Here is an 11,710-nt window from a genome sequence, read left to right on the forward strand (position 1 = left end):
TGCATGCGCCATCAGCGCTAATAGACAGGCGATTAGCTCTAATAAACATAGTAAAAGCTCAGACTTATTATGATTCATTTATTGTTTTATTTAATGCTCTAAACAATGGCAATATTGTGCATGACTCACAGGGAGGTGTCATCATAAACTGAGTAGTTATTCGGAATGCATTTTGTACTACTTTGCAAGTATCTAGCTACTTGCTCTTGCCAGTACCTAAATGAGCTGCTAACTATAATCTTGCTCACTCTATCTATCCGTATCAACGATGGTTATTGACGGTAGCTAGTGACAGTAATTATGGATTATTGACAGCTTGCTGTCGTTGCAATGCCGCATAACCATCCAGACGCTTACGCTCAGTATCATCAAATAATTGCTGCTCAAGCTGATCTATCTGAATTTGCACTTGGGCTGCATCGACACCTTGGCTTAATAAGCGACTTTTTTGAGTTTCATACTGGGTGAAGCGTTGGTCAAAATTAGCGTCTTCTTGATCTACTTGTGCAAGCCTTTCTGCTGCTGGTGCACCTACTAGCTCTCGGCGCATATTATATAATTCCTCAGGCGTTGCACCGCGAGCTTTCATCTGTTCAGTGCGAGTCATTAACTTGCTAATATTGGCCTGTTGCATGATATTGGCTTTAGTAGCATTCTCTGGCAATCGACTGATATAGTCCTGACGGGCAGCTTGTTTTTGTACGTCAGACATCTGCTTATTTTGGTCAATTCTGACCATCTCTATACTATAGTTATCGTAATCATCCTCTGCGCCAAAAAATGCTGTGATGGTTTGCTTATCAAAGTACTGCTGTCGTAGATTAGCGATGTCTTGTTTTTGCTGGGCAACTGCGTTCAAGTCCAGCTCACCACTTTTGGTCGCCTGTAATTGCAGATTGCCGTAGCGCTTCTCTATCTCAGGAAGTGCTTTAAGGTAAGCAACATATTGATTAAAAATATTGACCGCTTGGCTAGCGGCAGGCTCTGGTGTGTGATGGCGAATATAACTCTCCACACGGGCAAATATAACCGCTTCTTCTTCCTCACCTAGGGCTGATAAAAAATAATCAAACAAACGTCGCAGACCTTCAGTGACGACTAACTGTTTATTTTCATCGATGATGATTTCACCATCAATTTGGGTGCCCTTTAATGAGCGTGGTAAATTTTCTAATCCTGTGACAAATTGAGACTGGCTGGGTGTCGTTGTCGCTTTCACGACTTGTCCCGCAGCCAGCTCAGCTGTCACTGACTCGTTAGTCTCATTATCAGAGACCGACGGTTTGATTGAAGTTGAATTTACATCATTACTAGGCTTAAACCACAAAATAACCGCCGCTGTGGCAATGATAACCACAGCGATGATAGCAATTGTTGCATAGGTTAGACGGCGGTTATTTGACATAAACGATATTTCTCAATCAATGAGCATTCTTGTTTTGTAGTTCAGCTTATAGGTTGGCGTTTTTCAGACGATTTACCTGAGTACGATAGATAGATTTTGGCTCAGACTCTCCCCATGCCGTCAGACCCAAGACTTGATCAGCAGAATCCAAATGGTTCATTCTATAATTATCACGAATCACATAGCCAAGACGACTTGAGCAAGCAGATACCAATCCATCGTTAGACTCACCTGCAAACGGTACGCCCGTTGCGGCCAATAGATAATCGCTAGGGTCAAGTGCGCTCGTTATTTGCCCAACACCACTAAACGAATAATACTTGATGCCATTGACCGCCGTACTAGTCGGTTGACCACAATAGTTTTTGGGCATTGCTGCAGGAAATTTGGCATTGAACTTAGCAGCACCATCGGTCGATAGAGCCACGAGCGCTTGCCAGCCATCTTGTTGTTGAATTTGGTTGAAACTGATACCAGAACCAATATCTGTAAAGCCACCAATCAGATTAAACACGCCTGATACTAGCTGGGTGGTGACATTAGATGGCTGTCCAGAAGTATTATTTGGCTCAAGGACATTTTTAACAAAATCAGCGGTTTTTGATCCTTGCTCTGGGCTTGATACCGCAGTTACTGAAGCCACGTACTTTGGCGCGACGCCAGCGACATAACGGATATCTATACCGCCCTGACTGTGTCCAAATAAGTTGACTTTGGACTCACCTGAAATGGCAGCAATGGTCTTGACCTGTTGTAGCAGTTGCTCACCTCGAACTTCGCTGTTATTGACCGCTGACGTTTTGGTGGTATATACCTCTGAGCCACCTTTCATCAAGTCTTCAGGAATCCCGTTAAAATAATCAATGACTCCAAATAACGTCGTGAAGCCGCCAAGTCCATGTGCCAAGACGACTGGATATTGAGTTTTAGTGTAACTAGAAGTGAAGTATTTACTGTCCACCAACTTGCAACCGTTAGCATTGGCACAATTATAGTATTGTCCTGCAGCTTGAGCAGAAGTGGTTTGCATGGTCATTAGAAGTACACCAGCACTGATTGAACCTAGTAGTGGTAACAATGTCTTTGGTGCGAGAGCTGCACGAATGTACAAAGAAAGCGTCATAACAACATCCTTGTTATCATTGATTTGGTTATTTTTACTGCACAACTACAGTAAAAATTGCTGCTAATTCCGTTAGCAGGCAAAATTACATTACTTATATATTCTGCAACATTCAACTAATTTGTCAAAATATGAATATATTAGTCTGACTAATGAGTCATATAAGCCTTAGCTACGCTGTAAAGCAATTATTATCAATGATAATGATAGGTACACTATCACTTAACGTAAAAGTGTCACTAGTACGTTTATGGTATAATCTATCCACAATGAACCCATAATTATAAGATATACGATGATGACTAAAAAATCCCTTATCCAGTCTCCAGAAGCCATAGAAAAAATGCGTGTGGCCGGTAAACTCGCTAGTGATGTCCTCGTCATGCTCGACGAGCATGTCAAAGTGGGTGTCAGTACCGAAGCACTCAATCAGATCGCCCATGACTATATTGTTAATGTACAGCAGGCTATCCCTGCCCCACTTAACTATAATGGTTTTCCAAAATCTATCTGTACATCAGTCAACCATGTTGTTTGTCACGGTATCCCAACTGAAAGCAAGCTACTAAAAGATGGTGATATTATCAACATCGATGTGACTGTTATCAAAGATGGTTACTATGGCGATACCTCAAAAATGTGGATCGTCGGCAACGGCTCTATCATGGCACAGCGTATTTGTAAAGTGGCACAAGATGCTCTTTATGCGGGTATGAGTGTAGTTAAAAACGGTGCTCGTCTCGGTGATGTCGGCGCTGCTATTCAGGCCGTTGTCGAGCCTGAGCGATTTAGTATCGTTCGCGAGTTCTGTGGTCATGGTATCAGTGATGAATTCCACCACGAGCCACAAGTCATGCACTATGGCAAAAAAGGTACTGGCTTTGAGTTAAAAACAGGTATGACGTTTACCATCGAGCCTATGATTAACCAAGGCACGTGGCAAACTAAGATCTTGCCTGATGAGTGGACAGCGATTACTAAAGACCGCAAATTGTCTGCTCAATGGGAGCACACCATGGTCGTAACAGATAATGGTTGTGAGGTATTTACTACTCGCCCCGAAGAAGATTTAAGTTTTTTGACGCAGTAGTACAATCAAAGATCGCTTAGGCGGTCTTTTTTTTGGTCTTTAATTAGGGCATATTGAGTATTGTGCTTATAGGCGCTTTGTCTTTATACTCAGATGACCTGATAACTTCTATTGATATATTTATCAGCACTTTTATTGATAATTGCTATTCGTGACTTTTATTAGCCATCGTCATATTAGATGCCCAATAGCGCTCAGCTCAAACGTTCTATTTCTAAACTCTTAACTGGATAACACTCATGTTTAATTGTGATATCGCCTCTGTTGATTTGACGCCTTTACCGATACTACCAAGTGAGGTGGCGATAGACTCATCCCCACTGTCAGCCAAAAATATGACAGACAAGAATCTGCTTGGCATTCCTGAATGGTTGGCCCAGATCAACGACGATATCAGCCGCTCACTAGAACGTGGTACTAATATTCGCCAACTGGTTTCAGCACGTGCTTGCGCTATCGACAGCCTATTGATTGCATTATTCAAATGGTTTGAGTTAGATAAGACTGATTTGGCGTTTTTTGCGACTGGTGGTTACGGGCGCGGTGAGCTATCGCTTTATTCAGACATCGATATTTTGCTACTGTCTCCTGGTGAAATAGGTGCTGATGCCAGTAGTAAAATCGACAAACTGGTCGCTCTACTATGGGATATAGGACTAGAGCCTGCGCTCTCTGTACGTAGTGTCAATGATGCGCTAGAGGCCGCGCTTGACCATACTATTGCCAGTGCTCAGCTAGAGGCTCGACTCCTAATCGGCAATGAGGCATTGCAAGACATGCCTGCTCAAATCGTCAATAAACAATGGTCTCCGCGCGCATTCTTTGATGTAAAAATGGAAGAATCCAAGGCGCGTTACTTGCAGCACAATGCAACCGAGTACAATCTTGAACCCAATATCAAAACAGCACCGGGCGGGCTACGTGATATCCATATCATCGGCTGGGTCACCAAGCGTTATTTTCGCGTGAGCAAGCTATATGATTTAGTGCAACAGAACTTTTTGACCGAAAAAGAGTTTGACGAGTTGAGCTTTGCCGAAGGGTATTTATGGCAAATTCGTCATTACTTACATGTACTGACGGGCCGTAATGAAAACAAGCTGTTGTTTGATTATCAGCGTGAGATTGCTCAGCTAATGGGCTACGAGACCCAGCCTGATGACCAGCCTAATGCTGCGGTCGAACGGTTTATGCGCGACTACTATCGCTGTGCGATGCAGATATCAACGCTGTCTGAGATGCTAACCAATCATTATTATGAAACGATAATAGAGCCACAGCTGCCTGACGATGAACGTCCAAAAAAACAACCTATAAATGCGCGATTCAACCGTATTGGCAACCAGATTGCCATCGCACATCATCGAGTTTTTGCACAGCACCCAGAGTCTATTTTAGAGATGTTTTTATTGATGGGTCAGCATGGCATCGATAAAGTTCGCACCCATACTTTGCGCGCACTCAAAATTGCCGCACGCGGCATCGATCAGATATATAGAGACAACCCTACTCACAAAGCGTTGTTTTTATCGAATCTAAAAGAACAGAATTACCTATTTCATCGTCTACGTACTATGAATCGCTACGGGGTATTGGGTAACTATATTCCTGCTTTTGCGCAAGTCACTGGCCTCATGCAATATGACTTGTTCCATCGTTATACAGTAGATGCGCATACCTTGTTTTTGATTAGAATCTTGCATCGATTTACAGATCCGACATTTCACGAAGAGTTTCCGTTGGTCAGCTCTATCTTTCAGCGTATCGAGCGTAAAGAGATTTTGGTGCTGGCAGCGATGTTCCATGATATTGCTAAAGGCCGTGGCGGTGACCATAGTGAGCTTGGTCAAACAGAATCGATTGAGTTTTGCTTATCGCATGGTATGAGCTTGGCGGATGCGAACTTGGTTGGTTGGCTCACACGCTATCATCTTCTTATGTCGATTACTGCACAGAAAAAAGATATCTCAGACCCTGAAGTGGTGACTATTTTCTCTGATCTCATTGGTAATGTAACTCATCTAAACCATCTGTATGTACTGACGGTGGCTGATATGAATGCGACCAACCCACAGCTATGGAACAGCTGGCGGGCGACCCTCATGAAACAGCTGTATTCACAAACTCGGCGCATCTTGCGCGCTGATATCGATGCGCCTACCAATCGTCAAGATATGATTAGTGCTACACGCAAGCAAGCGTTGACGATGCTAGATAATGTCAATAACCAGCATATGAACCGCGATGAAGTATTACGTCTATGGGATGACTTGGGCGATGAGTATTTCTTGCGAGAGATTGCAGAAGATATCTTATGGCATACTGAAGCTATTTTGAATCACCCACCGATTGGATTGGCTTCTAATGCTGACAGTCCGCCACTGGTCGTTTTGCGTGAACATCGCGAATTGGCGCTTGATGCGGTACAGGTATTTGTTTACACCCAAGATCAGATGAACCTATTTGCTGTTACCATGGCCGTATTTGATCAGATGAATCTCGACGTTTTAGATGCACGTATTATCACAGCGACCCGTGATTTTGCTTTGGATTCTTATGTATTGCTAGATCCTAGTGGCACATTGCTGGTTGATGAAGACAGTCAACAAGAGCTAAAACAACGCTTAATTGACTCGTTCAAAGACCCTACTGTGCTTAAACTGACGAACAAGCGTATGCCACGTCAGTTGAGACACTTTGAAGTGAAAACGGTGATTAACTTTGAATTCAATGAAGCATCAGATCAGCACATCATGAGCTTAGAAACGCTTGATCAGCCGGGGCTATTGGCGCGAGTTGGACAAGTGTTTTTGCAAGAGCAAATCGAAGTTCATGCTGCGCGTATTACCACTCTAGGTGAGCGTGCGGAGGATATGTTTTATATCAGTGATCAAAACGATAAGCCACTCTCACCTGATAGACTTGAAGCATTGAAAGCAGCGCTATTAGCCAGTCTTACCGTTCAGAAAGAGCATAATAGCGTAATATATTTTTGATACGGCTAGATAGTTTCGGTTAGCCATTATTTTGAATATTAACTAGCAAAAGTAGTCTGATAGTCATCATAGAAGTACGTTTTATAGTGTACTTCTATAAGTTATCTCGCTAGCATGTTCGTTCAGTTCATCATCAGCAAGCTCTGGCGGCAAAACACCTACTTCATGTGGCTGCTGCTCCATGATTAATCGTCCAGCATCGACTTCTTTTTGTAGCAAACACTGCAAGCTTGCTAGGTGAAACTGTCCATCTAGATAATCGTCTAATGCTTCTAAAGAAATAGGCGATTTAGCATGTACATCAGGATACAGACTATCCTCTGCCAAAATAATCATCTCATTGAGCGCCTCTTCGCGCATCAGCTCATCGTTGTCTATTTTGCGCTGTAGTTTGTTTGCCAACTGGCCTTTAGCAGCAAGGGCGCTGACAAAAAATATGGTCTGTATCACAAATAAAGAGACGTATTGCCATAGCGGTAATGAGATACCGAATATATTATTGAGCAGCATCAAGGCCATTGCCACTACCACGTAGCTGACTAATTGCCACAACAGCCACATAATTAGGCTGTTTTCACCATACCAAAACATTTTCTTTTCTTGACGCTCGATCAGTTGCTGGCGCGCTTGCCACCAGCTCTGTTCACGCTCTTTGAGCAGTTTATACAGGTTAGAGCGCTGTAAATTGTTATCAAGTTTTTCATTATTGATATCTTTAGCGATGAGATCATCATTATTTAGCACACTAGACATATCAAACTATCCTTAAAACGATCTACCACGTTTGTGATGTAGTCATTTTTTATATTGTTATAGGTTATACATTATGAAATGTTCAAAAGACTTTTGAGCGACTACCTATTTGGTAGTCATATGATGAATAGCTTACGCTTGGTAAATGCCTATTCACGATATAAGAAGAAAAGGACAAAAAATTAGAGAAGTGCTACACTGCTCTAATGTAAATTTTCTTTATAACTTTATTATTAATTGTCTATTATAGTTATCACACTTATGAATCACAACTTAAAGCATCTACATCCTTATCCATTCGCAAAGATGGCAACCTTGCTTGCCGATAGCAAGCCTGCCAACGGTTACAGTGAAATAAAGCTCGGTATTGGTGAGCCAAAACATGAGCCACCTGCATTTGTGCTGGACGTCCTACGCGAAAACTTGGACAAAATAAGTCGTTATCCAACCACAAACGGTATGTTTGAGCTACGTCAAACTATCGCCCACTGGTTAGAGAAGCGGTTTTTTCTTAATCACGTCGATGCTAATACTCAAGTATTACCAGTAATGGGCACACGAGAAGCGATTTTTAGCTTCGTACAAGCGGTCGTTGATCATGATGTAGCTGACACAGAGAGCAATTCTCTAGCGTCTAACACATTGCCTACAGTCGTCATGCCCAACCCGTTTTATCAGATATATGAAGGCGCAGCGATACTGGCACAGGCAACGCCTTACTTTGTCCCTTGTACATCAGATAATGGCTATAAAGGTGACTATCGCGCGGTGCCAAAAGACGTTTGGACACGTACGCAGCTATTGTTTGTCTGTAGTCCAAATAATCCAACAGGCGCCGTCATGACGATGGATGATTGGGAATACCTTATTCGTCTATCAGATCAGTACGGTTTTATTATTGCCAGTGACGAGTGTTATAGCGAACTGTATTTTGATACAGCTCCGATTGGATTGCTTCAAGCCTGTGCGGCCCTTGGTCGCCGTGATTTTAAAAACTGTATCGTGTTCCACTCTTTATCCAAACGTTCAAACTTACCGGGTTTGCGCTCTGGATTTGTGGCTGGTGATGCCAAAATTTTGCAGGCTTATTTGCAATATCGTACTTACCAAGGTTGTGCGATGCCGATACCTCATCAGCTCGCCTCTATCGCTGCGTGGCAAGACGAAAAACACGTCGCTCATAATCGAGCGCTATATCAAGAAAAGTTTGCCCTATGGATGTCTGAGCTTGGTGAGTTGCTAGAGTTACGCATGCCTGATGCTGGGTTTTACTTCTGGGTCAAAGTGCCTGAGCAATTCGGCGGTGACGATGAAATCTTTGTCAAAGCGCTGTATGAGCAAGCCAATATTCATGCATTGGCAGGGCGCTATTTGTCACGTGAAGTTGATGGTCATAATCCTGGACAAGGTTATGTGCGTATCGCTCTGGTCACGAGTGTCGATGAGAGCCGAGAAGCAATCAGTCGTATCCGCAAATTATTAGGTGCTTAAAGCTAATTAGAAAAATCTAATGTAGCTGGAATAAATGTCGCAGTAGCAAAAAGCCTCCAATAACCACAATATAAATAGGGTTATTGGAGGCTTTTTGTTTTATTAATGCTATAGTAAAGTCTCTGCCGAAAATATGCCATCAAGGATGATGCCATGCCCCATCTTGATTTTAGCCAACCGCCCTTTGATGTATTGAGCTTAGCCGAGCGTCAAAGCATTAGAAAAAACACCCAGATACGCTACCTTGCCAAAAATGAAAGCTTGCCTGCAGAAGAATTGCAATGTCTATATGTGGTCATCAAAGGGCAAATCGAGCAATCACTAGATGGTGAGTTTGTCGCGTCCTATGTCGGTAGCAATCACGCTGACGGTCTGAATAATAATGATTGGTTTGATAGTCGCCGCCTGCCTGAATCACTTGCCAAGGATAATCAACTAGAGCCTGAAAGTACGTCTATACAACCCTATCAATTCCGAGCCAATGAAGAAACCTTACTGCTCCAAGTCGATGGCGCCGCTATCGATAAAATCAGCGCGCAAAATCATTTGGTACGCCAAATGCTATCAGACAAGCTGCCTGAACGATTAAAAGCATTGCGCCAACGACATCATAATAAAACGCTAGATCCTGCCAGCTATACTGACCAACAAGAAGTACAGCAAATCATGTTGCAGCCAGTGGTAGATGTTCATCTATTACCAGTGCATATCGTCGATGCCAATGATAGCTTGTACGAAGCGGCCCGCATCATGACCAAAGCTGGATTAAAACATGTACTGGTCCGACCGCTACATAGCTTATATGATTTGAATGACTTAGATGGCTCACAAATAGCGCAACTTGAGACAAGATTACTCTTAGGGATTTTGACCGATACTGATATTTGTCGCGCTGTAAGCGATAAACAAGATCTTGCTACTGCTCCTTGCCAGCGCTATGCAAATTTTAATCTCCGTACAATCAAAGCCAGTGATGAGATTGGCGATGCGCTGCTGACCATGACTCGCTATCGTATTCATAGACTGCCAGTCGTTGATAAGAGTGGTGATGTCGTCGGTGTGCTTGGGCAAAGTGATATGCTCGCTCATATTGGTCATCATTCGCAGCTGATTAGTATTCAAATCGAACAGGCACAAGACTTATCGAGCCTAGATACCGCTGTTGAGCTAATCGGTCGCTACATTCGGGCACAGCATCACAATGGTGTCAAAATCGGCAATATCAGTCGTATGGTACAGACGCTAAATGCGCAAGTATTTACCAAACTATGGCAGCTGATCGTACCTGATGAAGTGATGGCCAATACCTGCCTTATCGTTATGGGTTCAGAAGGGCGCGGTGAGCAAATCATGCGTACCGATCAGGACAATGCGCTCATCATTCGTGATGGCTATACGCATCCCGACCTAGCACAGTTCACTGATACTTTTAATAGCCATTTAGCAACGCTTGGCTACCCACTGTGTGATGGCAATATTATGATGACCAATCCTATGTGGCGACAACCGCTCGAGCAATTCACTGCGCAAATTGGCCTATGGTTTAGAAATTCAAATCCAATGCATGGTATTTACTTGTCTGCGATACTAGATGCTGAATACGTCTGCGGCGATGAGTCACTGCTGACTCAAGTACGTCAGCATTTAAAGCTTGCTCATAGCCAGGCAGATCCTATGTTTGTCAGGCAATTTGCCCGGGCAGCGCTACAGTTTGGCGATGTTAATCAATGGTGGCAAAAATTTGTACCTTTACTAGGTGGCAAATCAGCATCGTCCGATATCGACCTAAAAAAAGCCGGTATCTTTCCCTTAGTTCATGGTATCCGCACTTTAGCATTAGAAAACAATGTGCTCGATGTGCCTAGTACCAAGGCGCGTTTAAAGGGCTTGGTACAGATTAAAGCTATGACTCAAGAACGCGCCGATACTTTGCTTGAAGCCTTAGAGTTTTTTATGGCGCAGCGCTTGTCCGTGGCACTCTCAACCGACGATAAGCATGCACGGCAAGTAGATCCAACGACTTTGACCGCACTTGAACGTGATCTACTCAAAGAGTGTCTGGCCGTGGTCAAAAGCTTTAAAAATCAGTTGCGTCAACACTATCAATTAGAAATCGCATAAATGTGGCAGTTTTAATACAGAGGCTCCATGGATAGAGAAAGTTTATAAATACAAAAACAATATAGATGGATGAACGACTAATATGAGCTGGTTACAGCAGTTATCTTGCGCTTGGCAAAAGACGCAATTGCAGCGTCCAGAGCTTGCCTCAATGTTTACGACACCTTCGGCTGAGCAGTGGGTGGCGATTGACTGCGAAATGACAGGACTGAACCCCAAGAAGCATCATCTGCTGTCTGTAGCAGCGATACATATTAATGGTAATACCATCGACACGGGTAATGGCATGCATTTGGTTTGCAGGCCTCCTGTCATGCCAGACCGCGACACTATTGTCATTCATGGCCTGCGTACCGCCGATGTTGAACATGGCATGAGTTACGATGACATGTTGGCCCTACTATTACCACTCATAGGTAATCGACCAATTGTTGGATTCTGCACACAGCTAGACATGGCTTTTTTAAATCCATTGGTCAAACGCTATATGGGAACGTCTCTACCAAACGAAGTTATAGATTTGCGGCACTTGTACAGTCGGCGTATCAGTGGTCATACACAAGGGCTGTCTGGCCAAGCTCAACATCTGAATCGTATCCTAGCCCATTACAATATTCCTGAACTGGGCGCGCATGATGCTTATAACGATGCTGTCATGACGGCGATGGCTTTTTTGCATGTGCGTTAGCAGCAAACCATGCTCTCAGTTCAATCTATAGTTAGAGTTAGTT

Annotated in this window: 8 protein-coding genes; 5 read left to right on the plus strand and 3 right to left on the minus strand. The window is 43.4% G+C overall.

What is annotated here, in order from left to right; genetic code table 11:
* Positions 1-298: 298 nt before the first annotated feature.
* Both ACIGBM_RS00755 and ACIGBM_RS00760 read right to left on the minus strand, forming a co-directional pair.
* Positions 299-1,405, minus strand: coding sequence for a lipase secretion chaperone (locus ACIGBM_RS00755; RefSeq protein WP_397476447.1), 1,107 nt, complete (start codon positions 1,403-1,405; stop codon positions 299-301).
* A 46-nt stretch (positions 1,406-1,451) separates the two neighbouring features.
* Positions 1,452-2,528 (minus strand): esterase/lipase family protein, encoded by a 1,077-nt coding sequence (locus ACIGBM_RS00760; protein ID WP_397476448.1) that lies wholly within the window; start codon positions 2,526-2,528, stop codon positions 1,452-1,454.
* A gap of 298 nt (positions 2,529-2,826) precedes the next feature.
* On the opposite strand from ACIGBM_RS00760, the gene map reads away from it, so the two are divergent.
* Together map and glnD are read left to right on the plus strand one after the other, a co-directional pair.
* Positions 2,827-3,618 carry a type I methionyl aminopeptidase gene (gene map / locus ACIGBM_RS00765; RefSeq protein ID WP_371548431.1) on the plus strand — a complete coding sequence of 264 codons (792 nt, stop codon included), beginning with the start codon at positions 2,827-2,829 and terminating at the stop codon, positions 3,616-3,618.
* A gap of 239 nt (positions 3,619-3,857) precedes the next feature.
* Positions 3,858-6,614 (plus strand): [protein-PII] uridylyltransferase, encoded by a 2,757-nt coding sequence (glnD, locus tag ACIGBM_RS00770; RefSeq protein ID WP_397476449.1) that lies wholly within the window; start codon positions 3,858-3,860, stop codon positions 6,612-6,614.
* Between the two features lie 81 nt (positions 6,615-6,695).
* Here glnD and ACIGBM_RS00775 read toward each other — a convergent pair whose 3' ends face one another.
* Positions 6,696-7,367, minus strand: coding sequence for a hypothetical protein (locus tag ACIGBM_RS00775; protein ID WP_394125112.1), 672 nt, complete (start codon positions 7,365-7,367; stop codon positions 6,696-6,698).
* A 261-nt stretch (positions 7,368-7,628) separates the two neighbouring features.
* On the opposite strand from ACIGBM_RS00775, the gene dapC reads away from it, so the two are divergent.
* From dapC to ACIGBM_RS00790, 3 genes are all read left to right on the plus strand, one after another.
* Positions 7,629-8,858, plus strand: a complete 1,230-nt coding sequence (gene dapC / locus ACIGBM_RS00780) for a succinyldiaminopimelate transaminase (RefSeq protein WP_397476450.1) — start codon at positions 7,629-7,631, stop codon at positions 8,856-8,858.
* Between the two features lie 153 nt (positions 8,859-9,011).
* A complete protein-coding gene (locus ACIGBM_RS00785; protein WP_397476451.1) occupies positions 9,012-10,979 on the plus strand; it encodes a DUF294 nucleotidyltransferase-like domain-containing protein in 1,968 nt (655 codons plus the stop codon).
* 82 nt (positions 10,980-11,061) lie between these two features.
* Positions 11,062-11,667: a 3'-5' exonuclease gene (locus ACIGBM_RS00790; RefSeq protein ID WP_397476452.1), complete on the plus strand. Its 606-nt coding sequence runs from the start codon at positions 11,062-11,064 to the stop codon at positions 11,665-11,667.
* Positions 11,668-11,710: the final 43 nt, after the last annotated feature.

The organism is Psychrobacter sp. NPDC077938 (assembly GCF_044542635.1).
In the GTDB taxonomy this organism is placed as follows: domain Bacteria; phylum Pseudomonadota; class Gammaproteobacteria; order Pseudomonadales; family Moraxellaceae; genus Psychrobacter.

Coding starts and splice junctions, on each gene's coding strand:
- ACIGBM_RS00775 (WP_394125112.1), bottom strand. CDS start 7,367: ATGTCTAGTGTGCTAAATAATGATGATCTCATCGCTAAAGATATCAAT.
- ACIGBM_RS00785 (WP_397476451.1), top strand. CDS start 9,012: ATGCCCCATCTTGATTTTAGCCAACCGCCCTTTGATGTATTGAGCTTA.
- dapC (WP_397476450.1), top strand. CDS start 7,629: ATGAATCACAACTTAAAGCATCTACATCCTTATCCATTCGCAAAGATG.
- ACIGBM_RS00760 (WP_397476448.1), bottom strand. CDS start 2,528: ATGACGCTTTCTTTGTACATTCGTGCAGCTCTCGCACCAAAGACATTG.
- ACIGBM_RS00790 (WP_397476452.1), top strand. CDS start 11,062: ATGAGCTGGTTACAGCAGTTATCTTGCGCTTGGCAAAAGACGCAATTG.
- map (WP_371548431.1), top strand. CDS start 2,827: ATGACTAAAAAATCCCTTATCCAGTCTCCAGAAGCCATAGAAAAAATG.
- glnD (WP_397476449.1), top strand. CDS start 3,858: ATGTTTAATTGTGATATCGCCTCTGTTGATTTGACGCCTTTACCGATA.
- ACIGBM_RS00755 (WP_397476447.1), bottom strand. CDS start 1,405: ATGTCAAATAACCGCCGTCTAACCTATGCAACAATTGCTATCATCGCT.